The organism is Pseudomonas qingdaonensis (assembly GCF_018398475.1).
GTDB lineage: Bacteria > Pseudomonadota > Gammaproteobacteria > Pseudomonadales > Pseudomonadaceae > Aquipseudomonas > Aquipseudomonas palmensis.
In genome coordinates, this window is record NZ_CP074676.1 from 4,858,739 (window position 1) to 4,882,248 (window position 23,510).

At 63.7% G+C, this 23,510-nt stretch carries 21 protein-coding genes; 9 read left to right on the forward strand and 12 right to left on the reverse strand.

Annotated elements, in window-relative coordinates; genetic code table 11:
* Nucleotides 1-7: 7 nt before the first annotated feature.
* Nucleotides 8-643 (reverse strand): alpha/beta hydrolase, encoded by a 636-nt coding sequence (locus KH389_RS22145; RefSeq protein WP_213606248.1) that lies wholly within the window; start codon nucleotides 641-643, stop codon nucleotides 8-10.
* A 137-nt stretch (nucleotides 644-780) separates the two neighbouring features.
* On the opposite strand from KH389_RS22145, the gene KH389_RS22150 reads away from it, so the two are divergent.
* On the forward strand, nucleotides 781-1,212 hold the full coding sequence (locus KH389_RS22150; protein ID WP_043862040.1) for a Z-ring associated ZapG family protein: 432 nt from the start codon (nucleotides 781-783) through the stop codon (nucleotides 1,210-1,212).
* A 129-nt stretch (nucleotides 1,213-1,341) separates the two neighbouring features.
* On the opposite strand, the gene mdeB is transcribed toward KH389_RS22150, so the two are convergent.
* On the reverse strand, nucleotides 1,342-4,023 hold the full coding sequence (gene mdeB, locus KH389_RS22155; protein WP_213606250.1) for an alpha-ketoglutarate dehydrogenase: 2,682 nt from the start codon (nucleotides 4,021-4,023) through the stop codon (nucleotides 1,342-1,344).
* A 25-nt stretch (nucleotides 4,024-4,048) separates the two neighbouring features.
* On the reverse strand, nucleotides 4,049-5,245 hold the full coding sequence (locus KH389_RS22160; protein ID WP_213606252.1) for a methionine gamma-lyase: 1,197 nt from the start codon (nucleotides 5,243-5,245) through the stop codon (nucleotides 4,049-4,051).
* A 127-nt stretch (nucleotides 5,246-5,372) separates the two neighbouring features.
* Here KH389_RS22160 and KH389_RS22165 point away from each other — a divergent pair, with 127 nt between their 5' ends.
* Nucleotides 5,373-5,852: an Lrp/AsnC family transcriptional regulator gene (locus tag KH389_RS22165; protein ID WP_043861021.1), complete on the forward strand. Its 480-nt coding sequence runs from the start codon at nucleotides 5,373-5,375 to the stop codon at nucleotides 5,850-5,852.
* Nucleotides 5,853-6,007: 155 nt separating this feature from the next.
* On the opposite strand, the gene cysN is transcribed toward KH389_RS22165, so the two are convergent.
* From cysN to KH389_RS22180, 3 genes are all read right to left on the reverse strand, one after another.
* The gene (gene cysN, locus KH389_RS22170) at nucleotides 6,008-7,909 is read right to left on the reverse strand and encodes a sulfate adenylyltransferase subunit CysN (RefSeq protein WP_123752848.1); all 1,902 of its coding nucleotides are present in this window, start codon (nucleotides 7,907-7,909) and stop codon (nucleotides 6,008-6,010) included.
* Nucleotides 7,910-7,923: 14 nt separating this feature from the next.
* Entirely contained in the window at nucleotides 7,924-8,841 is a 918-nt protein-coding gene (gene cysD / locus KH389_RS22175; RefSeq protein WP_058540870.1) for a sulfate adenylyltransferase subunit CysD, read from the reverse strand.
* Nucleotides 8,842-8,977: 136 nt separating this feature from the next.
* A complete protein-coding gene (locus tag KH389_RS22180; protein WP_043861018.1) occupies nucleotides 8,978-9,736 on the reverse strand; it encodes a Nif3-like dinuclear metal center hexameric protein in 759 nt (252 codons plus the stop codon).
* A gap of 240 nt (nucleotides 9,737-9,976) precedes the next feature.
* Here KH389_RS22180 and algW point away from each other — a divergent pair, with 240 nt between their 5' ends.
* The 5 genes from algW (at nucleotide 9,977) to KH389_RS22205 (ending at nucleotide 15,353) form a co-directional block, all read left to right on the forward strand.
* On the forward strand, nucleotides 9,977-11,134 hold the full coding sequence (gene algW, locus KH389_RS22185; RefSeq protein ID WP_043861017.1) for a Do family serine endopeptidase AlgW: 1,158 nt from the start codon (nucleotides 9,977-9,979) through the stop codon (nucleotides 11,132-11,134).
* A 149-nt stretch (nucleotides 11,135-11,283) separates the two neighbouring features.
* Complete coding sequence (locus KH389_RS22190) at nucleotides 11,284-11,943, forward strand: alpha/beta hydrolase (RefSeq protein ID WP_043861016.1); 660 nt, start codon at nucleotides 11,284-11,286, stop codon at nucleotides 11,941-11,943.
* A 102-nt stretch (nucleotides 11,944-12,045) separates the two neighbouring features.
* Nucleotides 12,046-13,512, forward strand: coding sequence for an ATP-dependent RNA helicase RhlB (gene rhlB / locus KH389_RS22195; protein WP_244988656.1), 1,467 nt, complete (start codon nucleotides 12,046-12,048; stop codon nucleotides 13,510-13,512).
* Nucleotides 13,513-13,708: 196 nt separating this feature from the next.
* A complete protein-coding gene (locus KH389_RS22200; protein WP_043861015.1) occupies nucleotides 13,709-14,653 on the forward strand; it encodes an ornithine cyclodeaminase family protein in 945 nt (314 codons plus the stop codon).
* Nucleotides 14,654-14,726: 73 nt separating this feature from the next.
* Nucleotides 14,727-15,353, forward strand: a complete 627-nt coding sequence (locus tag KH389_RS22205; RefSeq protein WP_054914846.1) for a helix-turn-helix transcriptional regulator — start codon at nucleotides 14,727-14,729, stop codon at nucleotides 15,351-15,353.
* 28 nt (nucleotides 15,354-15,381) lie between these two features.
* Here the strand turns inward: KH389_RS22205 and KH389_RS22210 are convergent, their stop codons facing one another.
* The 6 genes from KH389_RS22210 to KH389_RS22235 form a co-directional block, all read right to left on the reverse strand.
* Nucleotides 15,382-16,161, reverse strand: a complete 780-nt coding sequence (locus KH389_RS22210) for an ABC transporter substrate-binding protein (RefSeq protein ID WP_043861013.1) — start codon at nucleotides 16,159-16,161, stop codon at nucleotides 15,382-15,384.
* A 177-nt stretch (nucleotides 16,162-16,338) separates the two neighbouring features.
* Complete coding sequence (moaE, locus tag KH389_RS22215) at nucleotides 16,339-16,785, reverse strand: molybdopterin synthase catalytic subunit MoaE (RefSeq protein WP_043861012.1); 447 nt, start codon at nucleotides 16,783-16,785, stop codon at nucleotides 16,339-16,341.
* A gap of 1 nt (nucleotide 16,786) precedes the next feature.
* On the reverse strand, nucleotides 16,787-17,032 hold the full coding sequence (locus tag KH389_RS22220; protein ID WP_100633492.1) for a MoaD/ThiS family protein: 246 nt from the start codon (nucleotides 17,030-17,032) through the stop codon (nucleotides 16,787-16,789).
* Complete coding sequence (moaC, locus tag KH389_RS22225; RefSeq protein WP_058540865.1) at nucleotides 17,029-17,502, reverse strand: cyclic pyranopterin monophosphate synthase MoaC; 474 nt, start codon at nucleotides 17,500-17,502, stop codon at nucleotides 17,029-17,031. The genes KH389_RS22220 and moaC overlap by 4 nt, the downstream gene beginning before the upstream one ends.
* A gap of 98 nt (nucleotides 17,503-17,600) precedes the next feature.
* Entirely contained in the window at nucleotides 17,601-18,995 is a 1,395-nt protein-coding gene (locus KH389_RS22230; RefSeq protein WP_043861009.1) for a PhoH family protein, read from the reverse strand.
* 337 nt (nucleotides 18,996-19,332) lie between these two features.
* On the reverse strand, nucleotides 19,333-20,451 hold the full coding sequence (locus tag KH389_RS22235; protein WP_054914928.1) for a polysaccharide deacetylase family protein: 1,119 nt from the start codon (nucleotides 20,449-20,451) through the stop codon (nucleotides 19,333-19,335).
* A gap of 132 nt (nucleotides 20,452-20,583) precedes the next feature.
* Here KH389_RS22235 and yaaA point away from each other — a divergent pair, with 132 nt between their 5' ends.
* Both yaaA and KH389_RS22245 read left to right on the forward strand, forming a co-directional pair.
* Nucleotides 20,584-21,363: a peroxide stress protein YaaA gene (gene yaaA, locus KH389_RS22240; RefSeq protein WP_043861008.1), complete on the forward strand. Its 780-nt coding sequence runs from the start codon at nucleotides 20,584-20,586 to the stop codon at nucleotides 21,361-21,363.
* Nucleotides 21,364-22,159: 796 nt separating this feature from the next.
* Nucleotides 22,160-23,476 carry a nucleotide sugar dehydrogenase gene (locus tag KH389_RS22245; protein ID WP_104571967.1) on the forward strand — a complete coding sequence of 439 codons (1,317 nt, stop codon included), beginning with the start codon at nucleotides 22,160-22,162 and terminating at the stop codon, nucleotides 23,474-23,476.
* The last annotated feature ends 34 nt before the right edge of the window (nucleotides 23,477-23,510 follow it).

Consider the following 23,510-nt stretch of genomic DNA (forward strand, 5'->3'; position numbering starts at 1 on the left):
GCTTGTATCAGTTCGAAAGGCGTGGCAGCACCAGATCCTTGAGGTCGGTCAGCTTGCCGTGAAAAAAGTGACCGCATTCTGCCACTTTCAGCAGCTCATGGGGGCGCGCCAGTGCATCGGACCAGGCGTAGACGATCTGCGGATCGATCACCTCGTCGGCTTCGGGCTGGATCACGCTCAAGGCACCTGCCTGCGGCAGACCGTCGGTACCGCCAAGGCGCATCACTGCCGGGGCTACCATGAACAGGTGCTTGAGCGTGACGCCCTGGGCTTCGAGCCGGCCGCCGAGGCTGGCCGCGACGAAGCCGCCGAAGGAGAAGCCCATCAGCGTCAAAGGTAATTCGGGATGTTTTTCGCGCAGCCAGGCTGCAGCGGCCTGTGCATCGTCGACTTCGCCGCTGCCCATGTCATGGCTGCCAGCGCTCTGGCCTACACCGCGGTAGTTGAAGCGCAGGGTGATGTAGCCGGCATCGCGTGCGGTGCGCTGCAGCATCGACACCACCTTGTTGGTCATGGTGCCGCCCTGCACGGGGTTGGGGTGGCACAGCAGGACGATGCCGCGAGGGTCTGCCACGTCCAGGTACAGGGCTTCCAGCTGGCCAACCGGGCCATCGATGAATACGGGGGTTTCGCGGATAAGCAAGGGTGAACTCCGTGACCTCTGGAGGGGTCGACTCGTCTAGCTGATGATTCTGTCTGAGATATTTGCGATCGCTCGCGGTATACAGCGCAGGTCCGAGCCGTTAACGTAAAGCAAAGCCGTTTATAGAGGAAGGACTCGTGGAACTCTCGCTCTTAGTTTGGTTGTTGCCGACCCTGGCCCTGGTAGTGGGTGTAGTCGTTGGTTTCCTGGTCGCCCGCCTCTTGCCCAATGCCGCCCCGAGCAGCACCCAGCGGCAGCTGGACGATATCCAGGAACGTTTTGACAGTTATCAGAGTGAAGTGGTGACCCATTTCAACAGCACCGCGGCGCTGGTCAAGAAGCTGACCCAGAGCTACCAGGAAGTGCAGGACCACCTGGCCGAAGGCGCCAACCGTCTGGCCCTGGACGAACAGACCCGTCAGCGCCTGCTGGCCGCACTGCACTCCGAAGCGCAGGGCCCGCGTGACCGTCTGACCCCGCCCAAGGACACCGAAGTGCCACGCGACTACGCGCCCAAGGCACCGAACACCCCGGGCATGCTGGATGAGCATTACGGGCTCAAGCGCTGATCGCAGCGGCCCCGTCACTGGCATGGCGCGCTCCTGCTGGAGCCGGCCTTGCCGGCGAATGCCACACCCAACCATCTTACACAAAGAAAAAAGGGGCCGATCACCGGCCCCTTTTTTCATCCCCTCACATCAACGATACCAGGGGCCCGCCGCATCCAGCGCCGGATACCTGGCCCGTGCCTGCGCCATCACATCGACCTCCAGCAGCCCGTCATCCACCAGCGCCTGCAAGCTGGCCAGCACCACACTGAAACGGTCCACCTCGAAGAACTGGCGCAACCGCTGGCGCGTATCGCTGCGCCCGAAGCCGTCGGTGCCCAGCGTCACGTACGGCGCCGGCACGTACTCGGCAATCAATTGCGGCCAGGCACGTACATAGTCAGTTGCGGCAATCACCGGCGCATCTCCCACCAGGCATTGCGCCAGATGGCTGCTGCCACCCAGCCCCAGACGCTGCTCGCGCTGCACATCCCGTGCATCACGCGCCAGTTCGCTGAAGCTGGTCACACTGAACACCTCGCTGGCGATGCCCCAGTCCGCCGCCAGCAGCTCGCTCGCGGCGATCACCTCGCGCAGGATCGCCCCGGAGCCCAGCAGGCGAACCCGCCCCAGGGCATGCTCCACCGGCTGTTCGGCAAACCGGTACATCCCGCGCAACACTGCCGCATGTGCCTCAGGTAGCAGGGAGGGGTGTGGATAACTTTCATTCATCACCGCCACATAGTGAAACTCGTCGCACTGCTCCACCAGCATGCGCCGCGCCGCGTGTTCCAGAATCACCGCCAGTTCGCCGGCAAAGCACGGCTCCCAGGCGCGGCAGTTGGGCACCATGGCCGCCATCACCAGGCTCGAGCCATCCTGGTGCTGCAAGCCTTCGCCGCCCAGGGTGGTGCGCCCTGCCGTAGCCCCCAGCAGCAGGCCCCGTGCACGCTGGTCGGCCGCCGCCCATATCAGGTCGCCGACCCGCTGGAAGCCGAACATCGAGTAATAGATGTACACCGGCAACATCGGCTCGCCATGCACCGCATAGGAGGTGGCCGCCGCTACCCAGGACGACAGGGCCCCGGCCTCGGTGATGCCCTCCTCCAGCAACTGACCATCGCGCGACTCCCTGTAGGAGAGCAGCGAACTGGCATCTTCGGGTTCGTAACGCTGCCCATGGGGCGAGTAGATGCCGATCTGCCGGAACAGGCTGGCCATGCCGAAGGTGCGCGCTTCATCGGCGACGATCGGCACCACCCGCGGCCCCAGCTCCGGGGCCTTGAGCCAGGCACCGAGCATGCGCACCGCAGCCATGGTGGTGGACATCTCCTTGCCCTCGGCGTGCAGCGCAAAACCGCCCATCACCTCCAGCGCCGGTACTGGCAGCGTGCGCGCCTGGGGCCGCCGCGACGGCAGGCTGCCGCTCAGGGCATTGCGCCGCTCGCGCAGGTAGCGCATCTCCCGGCTGTTTTCGTCCGGCCGGTAGAACTGCAACTGCTCAACCTGCGCATCGCTCAAGGGCAAGTGGAAGCGGTCACGGAAGGCCAGCAGCGCCTGCACGTCGAGCTTCTTGGCCTGGTGCGCGGTCATGCGCGACTCGCCGGCCGCACTCATGCCGTAGCCCTTCTTGGTCTTGGCCAGGATCACCGTCGGCCGGCCCTTGCACGCCTTGGCGGCGGCAAAGGCGGCATACAGCTTGCGAAAATCATGGCCACCGCGCTTGAGCGCGTTGATCTCGGCCGAGCTCATGTGCTCGACCAGGCGCTGCAAGGCCGGGTGCTGGTTGAAGAAGTGTTCCAGGTTGTAGGCGCCGTCATTGGCCCCCAGGGTCTGGAACTGGCCGTCGGGGGTTGCCGCCAGCTGGCGCAGCAGCACGTGCTCGCTGTCGCGGGCAAACAGCGCATCCCATTCCGAGCCCCACAACACCTTGATCACGTTCCAGCCGGCGCCGCTGAACAGCGACTCCAGCTCCTGGATGATCTGGCCATTGCCACGCACCGGACCATCCAGGCGCTGCAGGTTGCAGTTGACGATGAAGGTCAGGTTGTCGAGTTGCTCACGGGCCGCCAGCGTCAGCCCGGCGATGGATTCGGGCTCGTCCATCTCGCCATCGCCGAACACGCCCCACACATGGCGCTGCGCGGTATCAGCCAGGCCGCGGTGCTGCAGGTAGCGCATGAAGCGCGCCTGGTACACGGCGTTGAGCGGGCCGATGCCCATCGACCCGGTGGGAAACTGCCAGAAGTCGGGCATCAGCCACGGGTGCGGGTAGGAGCACAGGCCATCGCCTGCGACCTCCTGCCGATAGCTGGCCAGCTGAGCCTCGCTCAGGCGCCCTTCAAGAAAGGCCCGGGCATAGATGCCGGGCGCCGAGTGCGGCTGGAAGAACACCAGGTCGGCCGTGCGCTGCTCGCCGCCCTCCTCGCCGCGAAAAAAATGCTGAAACCCCACCTCGAAGATCTCTGCGGCCGAAGCGTAACTGGCGATGTGACCGCCCAGGTCACCGTAAGCATGGTTGGCACGCACCACCATCGCCAGGGCATTCCAGCGCAGGATGCTGGTGATGCGCTCGTCCAGTTCCAGGTCGCCCGGGTAGGCGCCCTGATGTTCGAGCGACAGGGTGTTGCGGTACGCCGAGTACGGCTGGGCACCACGCTCCAGGCCCAGTTCGCGGGCATGCGCCTCCAATTGTTCGAGCAGAAACCGCGCGCGGGCCGGGCCGCAGTGCGCCAGGGTCGACTCCAGCGCCTCCAGCCACTCTGCGGTTTCGCCAGGGTCGCTGTCACCGGGCACGCCGTCGCCAGGCACAAGGTTCATCATTGCCACCATTGCATTGACCTCATCCGTGACGGGTTCAGGCACTCGCCTTGAGTGCCTGTTGCACATCGGCCAGCAGGTCGTCGATGTCTTCCAGCCCCACCGACAACCGCACCAGCCCCTCGGAGATGCCGTAATGCGCACGCTCCTCTGGGGTATAGCTGGAATGAGTCATGCTTGCCGGGTGCTGCGCCAGCGACTCGGCATCGCCCAGGCTCACCGCGCGGCTGAACAGTTGCAGGGCGTTCATGAACCGCCGCCCGGCACCGATGCCGCCCTTGAGTTCGAAGGCGATCATGCCGCCCGGCTGGCTCATCTGCTGGCGGGCCAGGGTGTACTGCGGGAAGCTCGCCAGGCCCGGGTAATGGATCAGCTCCACCTGCGGCTGCCCGGCGAGGAACTCGGCCAGCACCTGAGCGTTGACGCAGTGGCGGTCCATGCGCAGGTTGAGGGTCTTGATGCCGCGCATGAGCAGTGCGGCGTCATGGGGCGAGAGCACCGCACCGGTCATGTCCTTGAGGCCCTGCAGACGTATACGGTCCACCAGTGCCTGGCTGCCCACCACAATGCCAGCAGTGATGTCGCCATGGCCGCTCAGGTACTTGGTGGCCGAATGCACCACCAGGTCGGCGCCCAGCTCCAGTGGCCGTTGCAGGTACGGCGTGCAGTAGGTGTTGTCGACCACCACGGTCGCGCCGTGCTTGCGTGCAATCTTCGCCACGCCGGCGATATCGGCCATGTGCATGTTGGGGTTGGCCGGCGATTCGAAATAGATCACCCGGGTGGCCGGCGTCATGGCCGCCTCCAATGCCTGCAGGTCGGCCATGTCCACATGGCGCAGCTTGACCCCGAACTCGCCGATGCCGTGGTGCAGGAAGGCAAAGGTGCAGCCGTACAGGGTGTTGCCCAGCAGCACCTCGTCACCGGGGCGCAGCAGCGTCCATAGCGTGGACGTGATCGCCCCCATGCCCGAGGCCAGCGCCAGCCCGACCTCGCCGCCTTCCAGCGAGGCCATGCGTGCTTCCAGCAGGTTGAGGGTGGGGTTGGAGATGCGGCTGTAGAAATGCCCGGCCTGCTCGCCGGCAAAGCACGCAGCGCCGTATTCCACGGTGGGGAAGGTGAACGTCGCGGTCTGGTAGACCGGTGGCACCAGTGCGCCGCCGTGGTCCTGGGGGTCGTAGCCATGGTGAATGGCGCGGGTGGCAAATCCTGGGAGCTTGTTGGAGCCGTGCATGGCAACCGCCTCTTGTGGTTTGTTATAAGCTTATTCCACAGACCGGCTTAAATTTTTCCAAATACGCCTACGAAAAGCGCCGCTCACTGACATAAAAACAACAAGAACAGGCTATGGAGGGCAAGACATGCCTAGCGCCATCGACCGTACCGACCGCGCACTGCTGGCCGCGCTGCAAGACAACGCCCGACTGACCGTAGCCGAGCTCGCCGACAGCGTCGCCCTGACCACCTCGCCGTGCTGGCGGCGGGTCAAGCTGCTGGAGGAGTCGGGCTACATCACCGGCTATCAGGCCATCCTGTCACCCAAGGCACTGGGCTTCGGAGTGACCGCCTTCGTCAGCATCATGATGGATTCGCACAGCAAGGAGATGGCCCGGGCATTCGAGCAGCGGCTGATGGATATCCCCGAAATCGTGGCGTGCCACAACATCTCCGGGCGCTATGACTTCCTGCTGGAGATTCTGGCGCGGGATCTGGAGTCGTTCGGCGAGTTCACCCGCGAGGTACTGCAGCGGCTGCCGGGGGTGAAGGAGATCTATTCGAGCTTCTCGTTCAAGGCGGTGAAGGAGAAGCGGGTGATTCCGGTGGCACAGAAGCATATTTGAAGCGGCGTGTCCGCTGGGCACTTCCCCGGCAAGGCCTGCTCCTGCATGGCCTTGCGCTCACCGTAGGAGCCGGCCTTGCCGGCGAAGCGGCCAGCCGCCACAAAAAAGCCCGCGATGGCCTTCACCATCGCGGGCTTTTCATTCAGCAGCAGCGCTTAGATCGCGCCACGCTTGCGCAGCAGTTCCAGTACCTGCTTGACGCCCTCTTCCACGCCAACGCTCTGGGTGTCGATCACCAGGTCCGCATCCTGCGGCACGTCATACGGGAAGCTCTCGCCCGGGATGTTGTCGCCACCGGCCGCGTACAGCCCCTGCGGATCACGCTCACGGCACGCCAACGGCGAAGCCTGGACGTAAACGGTCAGCAAGCGCTCCTTGCCGATCAGCGCCTTGGCCTGTTCACGGCCTTCGGCATCCGGTGCCACGAACGCGGCCAGGGTCAGCAAGCCCGCTTCGTTGAACTGACGCGCCACATGCGCAGCACGACGCCAGTTCTCGGTACGCCCGGCACGGTCCTGCGGCAGGCCTTTGTTCAGGTCATGGCGCAGGTTCTGCCCATCGAGCACGTACACCGCACGGCCCATGTCGAACAGCTTGCGCTCAACGGCATACGCCAGGGTGCTCTTGCCCGCGCCCGACAGGCCGCTGAACAGCACGGTGGCCGGCTGCTGGCCGAAGCGCAAGGCACGCTCCTCGGTGGTCACGTGGGCCTGCCTGCCATGCTGGCCGGTGCTGCCGTGAGGCAGTACCGGTGGCGCGATGATCATGCCCGCGCCCACGGTGCCGTTGGTCAGGCGGTCGATGATGATGAACGCGCCGGTGGTGCGGTTGCTGTCGTAGCCGTCCAGCGCGATCGGAGCGTCCAGGCTCACCTTGACCTTGCCGATCTCGTTGAGCTGCAACGCGCTCGCAGCGCCCTGTTCCAGGGTGTTCACATCGACCTTGTGGGCGATGCTGGCAATCGAGCCCGGCACGTAGCTGGTGGCGCGCTTGATGTCGTATTTCTTGCCCGGCAGCATCGGCTCTTCGGCCATCCACACCAGCATGGCGTCGAACTGGTCGGTCACCGGCGGGACGTTGTCGGCATGCACCAGCAGGTCGCCACGGGAGATGTCGATCTCGTCTTCCATGGTCAGGGTCACGGCCTGGCCCGGGCCGGCCTGCTCCAGCTCACCTTCGTAGGTGACGATGGACTTCACGCGGCTGCTCTTGCCCGACGGCAGCACCACGATCTCGTCGCCCTTGTGTACCACGCCACTGGCCAGGGTGCCGGCAAAGCCACGGAAGTTCAGGTTGGGACGGTTGACGTACTGCACCGGAAAACGCAGGTCGGTGAAGTTGCGGTCGGCCGCCACTTCCACGGTTTCGAGGATTTCCATCAGCGCAGGGCCGGTGTACCACGGCGAACGCTCGCTGCGGTTGACCACGTTGTCGCCCTTGAGCGCCGACATCGGCACGAAGTGCAGGCTGCTGGGGGTCATGTTGATGGCTTCGGCAAACTTCAGGTAGTCGGCCTTGATGCCTTCGAACACGTCCTGGTCGAAGCCCTTGAGGTCCATCTTGTTCACGGCCACGACGATGTGCTTGATGCCCAGCAGCGAAGCGATGTAGCTGTGCCGGCGGGTCTGGGTCTGCACGCCGTAGCGCGCGTCCACCAGGATGATCGCCAGGTCGCAGGTGGACGCACCGGTGGCCATGTTGCGGGTGTACTGCTCGTGGCCCGGGGTGTCGGCGATGATGAACTTGCGCTTGGCCGTGGAGAAATAGCGGTAGGCCACATCGATGGTGATGCCCTGCTCGCGCTCGGCCTGCAGGCCGTCGACCAGCAATGCCAGGTCGATGTCGTCACCGGTGGTGCCGACTTTCTTCGAATCGCGGGTAATGGCTTCCAGATGGTCTTCGTAGATCATCTTGGAATCGTGCAGCAGGCGCCCGATCAGGGTGCTCTTGCCGTCGTCGACGTTACCGCAGGTCAAGAAGCGCAGCAGTTCCTTGCGTTCGTGCTGGGCCAGGTAGGCGAGGATGTCCTCGCTGATCAATTCGGATTGGTGCGACATGGTCTGACCCTAACTTAGAAATAGCCCTGACGTTTCTTGTCTTCCATGGAACCTGCGCCATCGTGGTCGATGACGCGGCCCTGGCGCTCGGAAGTGCGCGTCAGGAGCATTTCCTGAATGATGTCGGTCAGGCTCTCGGCCTCCGACTCCACCGCGCCCGTCAACGGGTAGCAGCCAAGGGTACGGAAACGCACTTTCTTCTTGACGATGCGAGCCTTCTCTTCATCCGAGAGGTGCTCCAGGATGCGCTCGTCATCGATCATGATCAGGGTGCCGTTCTTCTCGATCACTTCGCGCTCGGCTGCAAAGTACAGCGGCACGATCGGGATGCCTTCGAGGTAGATGTACTGCCAGATATCCAGCTCGGTCCAGTTCGACAGCGGGAACACGCGAATCGACTCGCCCTTGTTGACCTTGCCGTTGTACACGTTCCACAGCTCTGGGCGCTGGTTCTTCGGGTCCCAGCGGTGCTTGCTGTCACGGAACGAGTACACACGCTCCTTGGCCCGCGACTTCTCTTCGTCGCGGCGCGCGCCACCGAAGGCGGCGTCGAAGCCGTGCTTGTCGAGCGCCTGCTTGAGGCCCTCGGTCTTCATGATGTCGGTGTGCTTGGCACTGCCGTGGGTGAACGGATTGATGCCCTGGGCAACGCCATCGGGGTTGACGTGGGTGATCAGCTCCAGGCCCATTTCCTCGACCATCTTGTCGCGGAAGCTGTACATCTCCTGGAATTTCCACTGGGTGTCGACGTGCATCACCGGAAACGGCAGCTTGCCCGGGAAGAAGGCCTTGCGTGCCAGGTGCAGCATCACGGCCGAATCCTTGCCGATCGAGTACAGCATCACCGGGTTGTCGAACTCGGCGGCCACCTCACGAATGATGTGGATGCTCTCCGCCTCCAACTGTTTCAAATGCGTCAGCTTGTCGACCATGGCTACTCACGGAAAATCAATCTTATGGACGGCCAGCGGGCCGTGTTCGAGCGGGCCACTTTATCACAGCACCCGATTCTATTTAGGCAGGCTACTAGAACGAAACAGTATAAGAATATGCCTTGGCGTTTTAGCCTCAGATCGGGTTCGGGCAGTCGATGAACAGGTGTTCCAGAGCGAATCGACGTGCCAGGTAATCGCCCAGCGCCTGCACCCCGTAACGCTCGGTGGCGTGGTGGCCGGCGGCGATGAAGCTGATGCCGTTCTCGCGAGCACTGTGGAAAGTCTGTTCCGACGCCTCGCCGCTCAGGTACAGGTCGACCCCTGCGGCAATCGCCTGGTCGATGTAGCCCTGGCCGCCGCCGGTGCACCAGCCCACCCGGCGAATGACCTCGTCGCCTTCGATCAGCAGCGGCTCGCGGCCCATCACGTCGCTGACCTTGCGCGCGAAATCCCGCGCCGACATCGGTTCGGCCAGCGAGCCCACCAGGCCCACCACCCGCGGGTTGGCCGGGTCCAGCGGGCCCTCGACGGTGATGTCCAGCTGGCGCGCCAGCTGCACGTTGTTGCCCACCTCGGGGTGCAGGTCCAGCGGCAGGTGGTAGGCCAGCAGGCTCAGGTCGTGTTTGAGCAGGGTCTTGAGGCGGCGCTGCTTCATGCCGGTGATGCAGGGGTTCTCGCCCTTCCAGAAGTAGCCGTGGTGCACCAGCACCAGGTCGGCGCCCGCCTCGACCGCCGCGTCCAGCAATGCCTGGCTGGCGGTGACGCCGGTGACGATGCGCGACACCTGCGGGTTGCCCTCGACCTGCAGGCCGTTGGGGCAGTAGTCCTGGATTTTTGCGCTGCCAAGGTAGCGATCGGCTTCCTCGACCAGGGTGCTCAGGGCAACAGCCATGCAAAGACTCCTCAATTCAGCGGTTCAGCGTGGCACAAGGCCTCGTATAATGGCCGCCATTATGAGCCGTCGACCGTTTTTGGGGAAACCGACGGCAACTGCCCGGGGGCGCGGCGCCATGACCGTCATGGCTCGACGTGATTTAGCAGTTCCTGCACGGGCCTTGCCGCAGTATGATCGCGCGCGTTCATCTACTCCCCACTGCGGCATCGGCTCTGGCCACCTCCCAGGATCCATCTCATGTTCAAGGCTCTGCGTTACTTTGCCTGGCCACTGGTCACCGGCGTACTGATCGCCCTGCTGGTCATCCAGCAATTTCCCCAATGGGTCGGCCTGCCCAGCCAGGACGTCAACCTGCAGCAGGCGCCGCAGACCACGCGGCTGATGCAGGGCCCCGTGTCGTATGCCGATGCGGTGAGCAATGCGGCCCCCGCAGTGGCCAACCTGTACACCACCAAGGTGGTCAACAAGACCGCGCACCCGCTGTTCGAAGACCCACAGTTCCGCCGCTTCTTCGGTGACAACCTGCCCAAGCAGCGGCGCTGGGAATCGAGCCTGGGCTCGGCGGTGATCATGAGCCCGGAGGGCTACCTGCTGACCAACAACCACGTGACCTCCGGCGCCGACCAGATCGTGGTGGCGCTCAAGGACGGCCGCGAGACCCTGGCACGGGTGATCGGCAGCGACCCGGAAACCGACCTGGCCGTGCTCAAGATCGACCTCAAGAACCTGCCCTCGATCACCATCGGGCGCTCGGACAACATCCACATCGGTGATGTGGCGCTGGCCATCGGCAACCCGTTCGGCGTCGGCCAGACCGTGACCATGGGCATCATCAGCGCCACCGGGCGCAACCAGCTGGGCCTGAACAACTACGAAGACTTCATCCAGACCGACGCGGCCATCAACCCGGGCAACTCCGGTGGCGCGCTGGTGGATGCCAATGGCAACCTGACCGGCATCAACACCGCGATCTTCTCCAAGTCCGGCGGCTCGCAGGGCATCGGCTTCGCCATCCCCACCAAGCTGGCGCTGGAGGTGATGAAGTCGATCATCGAGCATGGTCAGGTGATTCGCGGCTGGCTGGGCATCGAGGTGCAACCGCTGAGCCAGGAGCTGGCCGAGTCGTTCGGCATGCAGGGCCGGCCAGGCATCGTGGTGGCGGGCATCTTCCGCGACGGGCCGGCGCAGAAGGCCGGCCTGCAGCTGGGTGACGTGATTCTGAGCATCAATGGCGAACCGGCCGGCGATGGCCGGCGCTCGATGAACCAGGTGGCGCGGATCAAGCCCAACGACAAGGTGGCCATCGAAGTGGTGCGCAACGGCAAGCCGCTGAAGCTGATCGCCGAGATCGGCCTGCGTCCACCGCCTGCACCCGCGCCCAAGGAAGAGGACTGACCGCGCCGGCCTGACGCCGCATCGGCGCAGCACTGCGTGCGGCGGGTGATTGGCACGACCGACTGTTCTGTGACAGCCTTGCACGCAACGCCAGCGATGCCTTTCTTCAAGCACGCACCCCGGCCTGCGTGCACTTTTTCGGAGCAGTCATGACCAATCCCCTGATTCTCGAACCCCAGAAAACCGCCGACGCCTGTGTCATCTGGCTGCATGGCCTGGGCGCCGACCGCTACGACTTCATGCCGGTGGCCGAAGCCCTGCAGGAAGTGCTACTGAGCACGCGCTTCGTGATGCCGCAGGCACCCACCCAGCCGGTCACCATCAACAATGGCTACGCCATGCCCAGCTGGTACGACATCAAGGCGCTGACGCCCGGTGCACGCGCCATCGACGAAGCGCAACTCGACGCCTCGGCACAGGCGGTCATCGACCTGATCAAGCAGGAACAGGCCAAGGGCGTCGCCCTGTCGCGCATCATCCTGGCCGGCTTCTCCCAGGGCGGTGCAGTGGTTCTGCACACCGCCTATGTAAAGTGGCAGGAGACGCTGGGCGGGGTAATGGCCCTTTCCACCTACGCTCCGACCTTCACCGACAGCACCGTGCTCAGCGCCAGCCAGCAGCGCATTCCGGCGCTGTGCCTGCACGGCGTGTACGACCCGGTGGTCATCCCGTCCATGGGGCGTGCCGCCTTCGAGTACCTGAACAGCTGGGGCGTCACCGTGCAGTGGAAGGAATACCCGATGGAACACGCCGTGCTGCCCGAGGAAATCCAGGACATCGGCGCCTGGCTGATCGAGCGTCTGCGCTAAAAAACGCCTTGCCTGTAGTTGTCGGAGCAATCCACTACGCCGCGCCCGAATCTTGCATTACACTGGCCGGCGTACATTCCTTAACCAATTGATGAGATGACCGTGCTCAAAGCACTCAAGAAGATGTTCGGAAAGAGCGAGGTTGAGCAACTCGCCACCGAAAGCGTTGCTACCGTGCAGCCGCCCGCAGCACCCAAGGCCCCAGCTCCCGCCGCGCCGCTCAAGGCTCAGACCGAAGCCGCCGCGCCAGCGCGCGCCGAAAAGCCGGCGGAAAAAACCCTGGAGCAACCGGCGAGCAAACCGGTCGAGGCCAAGCCGCGCCGCGAGCGCAAGCCAAAACCCCAGGCCAGCACCTGGAAACTGGAAGACTTTGTGGTGGAACCGCAAGAGGGCAAGACCCGCTTCCACGACTTCAAGCTTTCGCCCGAGCTGATGCATGCCATCCACGACCTGGGCTTCCCGTACTGCACGCCGATCCAGGCCGAAGTACTGGGCTTCACCCTGCGTGGCAAGGATGCGATCGGCCGGGCCCAGACCGGCACCGGCAAGACCGCCGCGTTCCTGATCTCGATCATCAGCCAGCTGCAACAGACCCCGCCGCCCAAAGAGCGCTACATGGGCGAGCCGCGGGCGCTGATCATTGCCCCTACCCGCGAACTGGTGGTGCAGATCGCCAAGGACGCCGCCGAGCTGACCAAGTACACCGGCCTGAACGTGATGACGTTCGTCGGTGGCATGGACTTCGACAAGCAGCTCAAGGCCCTTGAGGCACGCCACTGCGACATCCTGGTGGCCACCCCGGGTCGCCTGCTGGACTTCAACCAGCGCGGTGAAGCGCACCTGGACATGGTCGAGGTGCTGGTGCTGGACGAAGCCGACCGCATGCTCGACATGGGCTTCATCCCGCAGGTTCGCCAGATCATCCGCCAGACCCCGCCCAAGAGCGAGCGCCAGACGCTGCTGTTCTCGGCCACCTTCACCGAAGACGTGATGAACCTGGCGCAACAGTGGACCACCGACCCGGCCATCGTCGAGATCGAGCCGGAGAACGTTGCCAGCGAAACCGTCGAGCAGCATGTGTATGCGGTAGCCGGCGCCGACAAGTACAAGCTGCTGTACAACCTGGTGACCGAGAACAAGTGGGAGCGGGTCATCGTGTTCGCCAACCGCAAGGACGAGGTGCGCCGTATCGAAGAGCGCCTGGTGCGTGACGGCGTGAATGCCGCGCAATTGTCGGGCGATGTGCCGCAGCACAAGCGCATCAAGACCCTGGAGAATTTCCGCGAAGGCCGGGTCACCGTGCTGGTGGCCACCGATGTGGCCGGTCGCGGGATCCACATCGACGGCATCAGCCACGTGATCAACTTCACCCTGCCCGAAGACCCGGACGACTACGTGCACCGTATCGGCCGTACCGGCCGTGCGGGTACCAGTGGCGTGTCGATCAGCTTCGCCGGTGAGGATGATTCGTACCAGTTGCCGGGTATCGAGGCATTGCTGGGGCGCAAGATCAGTTGCGAGACCCCGCCGACCGAGCTGCTCAAGCCGGTGGCGCGCAAGCATCACTGAGTCGATTGATGGACAGAAAACGCAGCCCTCGCCGGCTGCGTTTTTTTTTGCGCTGACCGGGCTGGCTCATCGCGGGTCAAGCCCGCTCCCACAGCGACCACAGTAATGATTGTGGGGGCGGGCTCGACCCGCGATAGGGTTGGCGCAATTAAACTATTTGTCCATAATAGACAAAATAGTTCAAATGGAGCGCCGCATGTCTACCCCACGCGTGATCGACCAGCCCCTGGCCCGCCAACTGCTCGCGCAGGTGGACGTGCCGCAGATCCTGCGCAAGCTGTTCCGTGACCTGGCCGCCGGCCAGGCCGTGCAGCCGCCGCAACAGCTGGTGGAGTTCCCGGCCGGCAGGGGCGACTTCATCAACTACGGCGGGGTGCTCGCCGAAGACCGCGTCTACGGCGTAAAGACCTCGCCCTACATCGTGCGCGAAGGCGCGCCGCTGATCACCGCCTGGACATTGCTGATGTCCATGGACAGCGGCCAGCCACTGCTATTGTGCGACGCCGGCGAACTGACCACCGCACGCACCGCTGCCACCACCGCCGTCGCGGTCGACGCCCTGGCCCCCACCAGCGCCAGGCGCCTGACCGTGATCGGCAGCGGCCCCATCGCCCAGGCCCACCTGCACTATGTGCGCGGCGTGCGCGACTGGCAGGACATCCGCCTGCACTCGCCAGGCCTCAAGGATAAAAGCGCCGAGCAGCGCGAAGCCCTCGGTGCACTCGACCCGCGCCTGAGCCTGGTGGACGACCTGCAATCAGCACTGCACGACGCCGACGTGATCATGCTGTGCACCTCGTCGGCAAAGCCTGTGATCGACCCGCGCCAGCTGAGCAAGCCGGCCCTGATCACCTCGATCAGCACCAACGCGGTACGCGCCCACGAAGTGCCGCCCGAGTGCCTGACCGACATGGACGTGTACTGCGACTATCGCCTGACCACCCCCGGCTCAGCCGGCGAGATGCGCATCGCCAGCGAGCAGCACGGCTGGCAGGCCGACGCCATCATCGGCGACCTGGCCCAGTTGCTCAGCGAGCAGGCGCCGCGCCCGACCTACCAGCGCCATGCCTTCTTCCGCTCCATCGGCCTGGGCCTGGAAGACATCGCCCTGGCCAACGCCCTGTACCGCCTGCACGGGTGACGCCCGCCCGCGTTTGCGGCACACTCCCAGCGCCCTTCGCCTAGGGCGCTGACGCCGCCTGGAGCCCGCCTGCATGCCGATACCGCCCCACGACCCCGCCCTGAGCAACTTTCGCGCGATTGCCGACGCCATCGCCACGCTGTTCTTCCCCCACGCCGAGGTGGTGCTGCACGACCTGCGCAGCCAGAAGATCGACTACATCGCCAACAACCTGTCCAAGCGCGAGATCGGCGACGATGCGGCCCTGGAAGACATGTTCGAGGCAGGTACCGACGAAACCAACATCGGCCCCTACGAAAAGCTCAATTGGGACGGGCAGAAGATCCGCTCGCTCAGCACCGTGCTGCGCGACGCCCAGGGCAAGCCGCAGGCCGTGCTGTGCATCAACCTGAACATCTCGATGTTCGAAAACGCCAAGGCGGCGCTGGACCTGTTTCTCTCGCCCACCCGGCTGATCGCCCAGCCCGACGCGCTGTTTCGCGATGACTGGCAGGAGCGCATCAACACGTTTCTCAACAGCTGGCTGCGCGAGCGCCAGCTGGCACTGAGCAACCTGAATCGCGACCACAAGCGCGAACTGGTGCTGGCCCTGCATGCCGAGGGTGCGTTTCGAGGCAAGAGCGCCGCCAACTACGTGGCCAACGTGCTGAACATGGGCCGGGCCACGGTGTACAAGCACCTCAAGGAGCTCAAGGCCTGAACGAACTCAGGCCTCGGGCAGGCGACGGTCAGTCGCCGTAGATGTCGGACTTGAAGTACTTGGCCTGGATCTTCTGGTACTCGCCATTGGCGCGAATGGCGTCGATGGCCGCGTTCAGCTGGGCGACCAGTTCGGCGTTGCCCTTGCGCACCGCGATCCCGGCGCCCTCACCCACGTACTTGGGGTCTTTCAGCTCTGGCCCGACAAACCCGTAACCCTTGCCCTTGGGCGTCTCCAGGAAGCCCTGTTCAAGCGGGATGGTGTCGGCGAACACACCGTCCAGGCGACCGGCCACCAGGTCCATGAAGATTTCCTCGTTGCTGGTGTAGCGCACGATCTCGATGCCCTTGGGCACCAGTTCCGCAGTCACATAGCGGTCGGTGGTGGTCGCGCGCTGCACGCCGATGCGCTTGCCCTTGAGGTTGGCGAAGTCGTCATCGACCTGGCTGCCGGCCTTCATGGCCAGGCGTGCGGAGGTGAAGTAGTACTTGTGGGTGAAGTCCACCGACTTCTTGCGGTCTTCGGTGATGGTGATCGACGACAGGGCGGCGTCGATCTTCTTGACCTTGAGCGACGGGATCAGGCCGTCGTATTCCTGTTCGGTCCACTGGCACTTGACCTGCATCTGCGCGCACAGGGCGTTGCCGATGTCGTAGTCGAAGCCACTGATAGCGCCGTCGGCGGTCTTGAACGCGAACGGTGGGTAGGCGGCTTCGATACCGATGCGCAGGGTCTTTTCAGCGGCGAACGACGGGGCGGCGGCAAACAGGCTCAACGCCAGCGCGGCCAACAGGGATGGGGTTTTCATCAGCGGTCTCTCTCGCTCGTTGTTGGGGTGTGTTGCAAGACAGAGGAAAAAGCGGCGGGCACAAGGCAGCCTGGAACTATTTTGTACTTATAATTCCATACTGGACTTTTGTGTATTAATTTTCAACCGATTCGCGGCACCGTACCGTTGCAGGAGCCAGCCTTGCCGGCGGGGCGTCTACCAACGCCCCGCAGCGTCCGCATCACTCTGGCGCCCCTCGACCCAGCGCGGCCCCTCGCCGGTCTGCTCCTTCTTCCAGAACGGCGCGCGGGTCTTGAGATAGTCCATCACGAAGTCGCACGCCTGGAACGCCGCCTGCCGGTGCGCACTGGCTACACCCACGAACACGATCGGCTCGCCCGGCTGCAATGCGCCGATACGGTGCAGCACTTCGACCTTGAGCAACGGCCAGCGCTGCTCGGCCTCCAGCACGATCTTGGCCAGGGCCTTTTCGGTCATGCCCGGGTAATGCTCCAGGAACATCCCCGCCACCTCGCGACCGTCGTTGAAGTCGCGCACATAGCCGACAAACGACACCACCGCGCCCACCCCGACGTTGGCCGCGTGCATCGCATTGGTCTCGGCGCCGGGGTCGAACGCGCCGGCCTGCACTCGAACGCCCACCTCAGCCCCCGGTCACGGGCGGAAAGAACGCCACTTCGTCGCCGTCGGCCACCGGCTCGTCGAGCCTGCACAACTCCTGGTTGCGCGCGCACATCAGGTTCTGCTCGCCCAGCATCGCGTACCCCTCCCCGCGTGCCAGCAGGGCCTTGCGCACATCGTCGACGCTGTCGAACGGCCCGTCGAGGCGTTCGCCGTCGCTGCCCAGCGCCTCGCGATACCGCGCGAAATACACCACGTCGATGTTCATGGCGCCTCCACCTGGTAGTGCCCGCTCTTGCCGCCCAGTTTTTCCAGCACACGCACGCTGTGGATGGTCATGCCCCGGTCCACGGCCTTGCACATGTCGTAGATCGTCAGCGCCGCCACACTGGCGGCCGTCAGGGCCTCCATCTCGACGCCGGTCTGCCCGGCCAGCTTGCAGCGCGCCACGATATGCACCGTGTCGTCGCCTTCGCCAGTCAGCTCGAGCTTGACGCTGGTGAGCATCAACGGGTGGCACAGCGGGATCAGATCGCTGGTCTTCTTTGCCGCCTGGATGCCGGCAATGCGCGCCACGGCAAACACGTCGCCCTTGGGGTGGCCGCCAGCCACGATCATCTGCAAGGTTTGCGGGAGCATGCGCACCCGCGCTTCGGCCACCGCCTCGCGCGAGGTGACGGCTTTGTCGGTGACGTCGACCATGTTGGCCCGACCTTGGGAATCGAGATGAGTCAGCACAGGGTTACTCCTGATCAGGAGCACCGATTGTAAACCCAGGGGTCAACATTAGGCAGCGGAAAAAACCGGGCGGCACAAGGCCGCCCGGTGGGCAAGGGTTACAGGTGGGATTCGGCGTATTCGGCCAGGACCGAACGCGGCACGCCCTGCAGGGTGATGTGCACGCCGTTGGGGAAGTCCTTGAAGCGCTCGGTCAGGTAGGTCAGGCCCGAGCTGGTGGCGGACAGGTAAGGGGTGTCGATCTGCGCCAGGTTGCCCAGGCAGATCACCTTGGAACCGGCCCCGGCACGGGTGATGATGGTCTTCATCTGGTGCGGGGTGAGGTTCTGGCATTCGTCGATCAGGATCAGGCTCTGCTGGAAGCTGCGACCGCGAATGTAGTTGAGCGACTTGAACTGCAACGGCACGCGCTCGAGGATGTACTCGACGCTGCCATGGGTGTTCTCGTCGTCCATGTGCAAGGCTTCGAGGTTGTCGGTGATCGCCCCCAGCCAGGGCTCCATTTTTTCCGCTTCGGTGCCCGGCAGGAAGCCGATTTCCTGGTCCAGCCCCTGCACGCTGCGGGTGGCGATGATGCGCCGGTAGCGCTTGCTGACCATGGTCTGCTCGATGGCTGCGGCCAGTGCCAGGATGGTCTTGCCCGAACCTGCGGCACCGGTGAGGTTGACGAGGTGGATGTCGGGGTCGAGCAGGGCGAACAGCGCCAGGCCCTGATGGATGTCACGCGGTTTCAGGCCCCAGGCTTCCTGGTGCAGCAGTGGCTCCTGATGCAGGTCGAGCAGCAGCAACTCGCTGTCACGGATGCCCTTGACCCAGCCGACGAAGCCCTGCTCGTCGATGATGAACTCGTTGATGTGAACCGCCGGCAGGTTGTCGGCCAGCTGCACGCGGTGCCAGGTGCGCCCGCGCTCCTGGCGGGTCTCGACCTTGTTGACGCGGTCCCAGAACGAGCCGCTGACCGAATGGTAGCCCTTGGGCAGCAACGAAACGTCGTCGACCAGCTGATCGGTACTGTAGTCCTCGGCGGCGATACCGCAGGCGCGGGCCTTGAGGCGCATGTTGATGTCTTTGGTCACCAGCACCACGTCCAGTTCCTTGCGCCGGCTACGCAGCTCGAGCAACTGGTTGATGATGATGTTGTCGTTGAGGTGTTCTGGCAGCAGCCGGTTGGGTTCGGCGCGTGGGGTCATCAGAATCGACAGGAAGCCCTTGGGGCCGCTCTTGCCGCGCTGGATCGGTACGCCCTGCTCGACATCCTCGGGCGTGGCATCGCCCAGGGTCTGGTCGATCAGACGAATGGCCTGGCGGCATTCGGCGGCGATCGTGTGTTTGCCGGTCTTGAGTTTGTCGAGCTCCTCGAGCACGGTCATCGGCAGCGCGACGTGGTGTTCCTCGAAATTCAGCAAGGCGTTCGGATCGTGAATCAGAACATTGGTATCGAGCACGTAAAGGATTGGCTGGTTGGAAGAAACGTTACGTCCTTGATCATCCATACTCGGTCACCTTTGTAGGGGCCAGACGACGCAATACCTGGGCGGTGCTGCGCCGCGAAGTGACCGCCGGTCTCCCCCTGGCCGCGTCGTTACGGTAGGGAAGCTGCGAACAAAGGAGGGGCCATTAGTACGCCACCTGTGCTGCAGGGTTCGGCGGTCTGACTTCTTGATACCGCAAAACCCGTGACGATAAAAAGCGTTTTTACGTTTTTTTGAAGTTTATTTTTCGTTGTGCGGTCAAGCCCTTGGCGTGAGCCGCAAGCACCACTACAGTTAATGATCAAACCCCGATGAACGCCTGGCGATTTTTTCCGCCGGGTGCCGCCGCGCCAAGCGATTACGGGGTTTCGGCGAATTCCCGGCAGTTGCCCCAGCCAATCCCGCTCTGGGCCGTGTGCTGCAGCAACCAGTCGATCGCCGCCTGGGCCCTGGGCTGGCCGTCATGAAACTGGATCACCCCGCGACGCCACAGCAGCATCAGGCTCAGCACCCGCTGCGCCGACTGCTCGGCATTCAACCCGGCCTGGTCCTGGGCGTCGATATCCCACAACATCACCTGCAGCTGCTGGCCGGCAAAAAACGCCGCACTGTCAGCGCGGCGCTGCCCGTAGGGCGGGCGAAACAGCGGCACGAATGCCTCGGGCAGGCTGCTCTGTACCAATGCCCGGCTGGAGACCACCGAGTCCTGCCAGCCGGTCCACTGCGCATGCGAGCTGTACTGCCAGCCCTGCAGCCCCACGCACTGCCCGGCATACAGTTGTTGCAGCGCCGCGGCCGAGGTCTGGTCGCGGCGCGCCTGCAGGTTCTTGCCCACCACGAAGAACAGCCCGCCAAGCTTCTGCCGGCGCAGGTAGTCGGTCAGCGCCTCGGTAGCCGGCCCCGGGCCGCCATCGAAACTGAGCACGAACAGCCGGTCGTTGAGTGCCTGGCCATCGCGCTCCTGGTCGGAAAACCGCTCCACCTCGCTGGAGGTCTGGGTAAACAGCGCCGCCTTGCGCAATTGCTCGTTCAGGTAGTACTCGTGAAAACGCCGGCTTGGCTGCGCCCAACCGGCGTAGAACGAATCGTCTGCAACACTGAACTTGCCCGCCTGCTGGCGCAGGTCCGGCAGGCTGTCGATGGCGTAGCAGAACGAGGCGTCCTGCTCGCAGCTCTGCTGGGCCAGGTCATAGTTGCGCCACAGCCGCTGCCACAGGCGCTGACGCAAGGCATTCAGCGTCACCAGGTTGACCTGGCGAAGGTTCAGGCGCTCGGCCAGCTGCGCCTCGCTCAGGGCCTCGCTGTCATACAGCACGCGGGCAAAGCTGAGGATTTCGGCACGCGAGGCCACATCGAACAGGGCCGGGCTGTCGAGTTGTTCGGGCCACACGCTGCGGTCGAACCGGGCCAGCTCGACCGGGGCAGCGTGCACCAGCGTGCTCAGCAGGCCGGCCAGTAAAAGAAGGGCTATGCGCACGATCACACTCTCCATTTTCTCGCCGCGCACTATAGCGCCAAGCGCCGCCAGGGTCTTGGCTATTGGCGCGATAGCTGGAGATCGGCGCCCCCCGCCCGTAGAATCGACGCCACGATTCAAGGAGCCGACCTCATGCTGACGGTGATCTCACCCGCCAAGACCCTCGATTACGACACCCCGCCCGTTACCCAGCGGCACACCCTGCCGCAATACCTGGACGACTCCCAGGAACTGATCCTGCAACTGCGCGAACTTTCGCCGCAGCAGATCAGCGACCTGATGCACCTCTCGGACAAGCTGGCCGGCCTCAATGCCGCGCGCTTCGGCAGCTGGACCCCGAACTTCACCCCGGCCAACGCCAAGCAGGCGCTGCTGGCGTTCAAGGGCGACGTGTACACCGGCCTGGATGCACAGAGCCTGAGCGAAGACGACTTCACCTATGCCCAGCAGCACCTGCGCATGCTGTCGGGGCTGTACGGCCTGCTGCGTCCGCTGGACCTGATGCAGCCCTACCGGCTGGAGATGGGCACCAAGCTGGCCAACGCCCGCGGCAAGGACCTCTACGCCTTCTGGGGCACGCGCATCAGCGAGTGGCTGAACCAGGCGCTGGCCGAACAAGGCGACGACCTGCTGCTGAACCTGGCCAGCAACGAGTACTTCTCGGCGGTCAAGCGCAGCGCGTTGAAGGCGCGGGTGATCAACACCGAGTTTCGCGACTTCAAGAATGGCCAGTACAAGATCATCAGCTTCTATGCCAAGAAGGCGCGGGGCATGATGACCCGCTTCGTGACCCAGGAGCGCATCGACGACCCCGAGCGGCTCAAGCAGTTCGACGTGCAGGGCTACTACTACAGTGCCGAGCAGTCCAAACCGGACAACCTGGTGTTCCTGCGCGACCACCCGGCCGAGTAGAAAGCATCGCGGGTCCCCCCGCTCCCCCCGGGATCACCTGAATCCTTGCGGGCGCGGGGTTGACTCGCGATGGCGTCCTCACAGCCCGCCAGGCGCCAATCCCGTGGCGCCAAAAAACCACCCCCTCTAGCCATATCGCCAAACGTCATAAGACCGTTCGTAGTTTTCTGACGAAATATCCTGAAATTTTTTTTCATGCTGGCATAAAAACATCCCCCTCCAAGTTTGCCCTACAGACACGGGACGAAACTGCCGTGTGCTATCAAAGTGAAAGTATCGTCAACTGTTGAAATATTAAAAAATCCTTCACGGCGACTCGGGCGAGCCTGGAACTTATCCCCTTGAGGCTCGCTCATACCACCGGTACGGATTATCTCGTGACGTATGTGAGAGATGACGTACATGACAAATGGACAGTATCAGGAAGTTTTGAAAGCACTTTTTTGTCCGCGCAATTGTTCGACAAGATTACGCGTCCAAGCCAGGAGAGAGCACCCTTAAAAATCGTCCTAGTGGTTGATTTCAAAGGATTTAATCCACTTGAAATAACAAGCACAGCAGTACGCGCAGTGGGTACTGCAATAAAGACGGATACCGTCCAGGGCTCACCCCCTAATGTAAATGGCCATTAGCCGCCAACTTGAGTGCCGTTTATTTTTCGCACTCCAATTTAATTTGCCTGCCGGCAGTTAGCGGTTTAACCGTGATACTTCCGTGCACCCTGAATTTGCTGGTCAACCAACCCGGTCTGGCGCTTAGTTGTGCGCCGACATGATAAACACATGAGGTGAATGCGATGCGTATCAGCATCTTTGGTTTGGGTTATGTAGGTGCGGTCTGTGCGGGCTGCCTGTCCGCCCGGGGCCATGAAGTGATCGGCGTGGATGTATCGGCGACCAAGATCGACCTGATCAACCAGGGCAAATCCCCCATCGTGGAACCGGGCCTCGAAGCCCTGTTGCAGCAAGGCATTGCCAACCAGCGCCTGCGGGGCACCACCGATTTTGCCCAGGCCATTCGCGACAGCGACGTGTCGATGATCTGCGTCGGTACGCCGAGCAAGAAGAACGGCGACCTGGGCCTGGAATACATCGAGTCGGTGTGCCGCGAAATCGGTCTGGTGCTGCGCGACAAGAGCAGCCGCCACACCATCGTGGTGCGCAGCACCGTACTGCCGGGCACCGTCAAGAACGTGGTGATCCCGATTCTCGAAGACTGCTCGGGCAAGAAGGCCGGCGTCGACTTCGGCGTGGCGGTCAACCCCGAGTTCCTGCGAGAAAGCACCGCGATCAAGGACTACGACCAGCCGCCCATGACTGTCATCGGCGAACTCGACCGCGCCAGCGGCGACGTGCTGCAGGCCCTCTACGAAGAGCTCGACGCCCCGATCATCCGCAAGGACATCGAAGTGGCCGAGATGATCAAGTACACCTGCAACGTGTGGCACGCCACCAAGGTCACCTTCGCCAACGAGATCGGCAACATCGCCAAGGCCTGCGGCGTCGATGGCCGCGAAGTGATGGAAGTGGTGTGCCAGGACAAGGCCCTGAACCTGTCGCAGTACTACATGCGCCCAGGCTTCGCCTTCGGCGGCTCGTGCCTGCCCAAGGACGTGCGCGCCCTCACCTACCGCGCCGGCAGCCTGGACGTGAAGGCGCCGCTGCTCAACTCGCTGATGACCAGCAACGAGTCCCAGGTGCAGAACGCCTTCGACATCATCGAAAGCCACGACAAGCGCAAGGTTGCCCTGCTGGGCCTGAGCTTCAAGGCCGGCACCGACGACCTGCGCGAGAGCCCGCTGGTGGAACTGGCCGAACGCCTGATCGGCAAGGGCTACGAGCTCAACATCTACGACAGCAACGTCGAGTACGCCCGCGTGCACGGCGCCAACAAGGACTACATCGAGTCGAAGATCCCCCACGTCTCGTCTCTGCTCAACGCCGACTTCGAGCAGGTGGTCAACCACGCCGACGTGATCGTGCTGGGTAACCGCGACGAGAAGTTCCGTGCGCTGGCGCAACAGGCCCCGGCCGGCAAGCAGGTCATCGACCTGGTCGGCTTCATGGGCAAGCCGACCTGCCCCACCAGCCGCACCGAAGGCATCTGCTGGTAACAGCAGCCACTGCACGGGGTCGCCCCAGCCCCGT

Bases quoted from the DNA above. Each gene is read 5' to 3' on its own strand.
- cysN (WP_123752848.1), bottom strand. From the start codon at position 7,909: ATGTCGCACCAATCCGAATTGATCAGCGAGGACATCCTCGCCTACCTG.
- KH389_RS22210 (WP_043861013.1), bottom strand. From the start codon at position 16,161: ATGAAAACCCCATCCCTGTTGGCCGCGCTGGCGTTGAGCCTGTTTGCC.
- KH389_RS22165 (WP_043861021.1), top strand. From the start codon at position 5,373: ATGCCTAGCGCCATCGACCGTACCGACCGCGCACTGCTGGCCGCGCTG.
- KH389_RS22230 (WP_043861009.1), bottom strand. From the start codon at position 18,995: ATGGATGATCAAGGACGTAACGTTTCTTCCAACCAGCCAATCCTTTAC.
- mdeB (WP_213606250.1), bottom strand. From the start codon at position 4,023: ATGGTGGCAATGATGAACCTTGTGCCTGGCGACGGCGTGCCCGGTGAC.
- cysD (WP_058540870.1), bottom strand. From the start codon at position 8,841: ATGGTCGACAAGCTGACGCATTTGAAACAGTTGGAGGCGGAGAGCATC.
- KH389_RS22160 (WP_213606252.1), bottom strand. From the start codon at position 5,245: ATGCACGGCTCCAACAAGCTCCCAGGATTTGCCACCCGCGCCATTCAC.
- KH389_RS22190 (WP_043861016.1), top strand. From the start codon at position 11,284: ATGACCAATCCCCTGATTCTCGAACCCCAGAAAACCGCCGACGCCTGT.
- algW (WP_043861017.1), top strand. From the start codon at position 9,977: ATGTTCAAGGCTCTGCGTTACTTTGCCTGGCCACTGGTCACCGGCGTA.
- KH389_RS22245 (WP_104571967.1), top strand. From the start codon at position 22,160: ATGCGTATCAGCATCTTTGGTTTGGGTTATGTAGGTGCGGTCTGTGCG.
- KH389_RS22220 (WP_100633492.1), bottom strand. From the start codon at position 17,032: ATGAACATCGACGTGGTGTATTTCGCGCGGTATCGCGAGGCGCTGGGC.
- yaaA (WP_043861008.1), top strand. From the start codon at position 20,584: ATGCTGACGGTGATCTCACCCGCCAAGACCCTCGATTACGACACCCCG.
- KH389_RS22200 (WP_043861015.1), top strand. From the start codon at position 13,709: ATGTCTACCCCACGCGTGATCGACCAGCCCCTGGCCCGCCAACTGCTC.
- KH389_RS22205 (WP_054914846.1), top strand. From the start codon at position 14,727: ATGCCGATACCGCCCCACGACCCCGCCCTGAGCAACTTTCGCGCGATT.
- KH389_RS22180 (WP_043861018.1), bottom strand. From the start codon at position 9,736: ATGGCTGTTGCCCTGAGCACCCTGGTCGAGGAAGCCGATCGCTACCTT.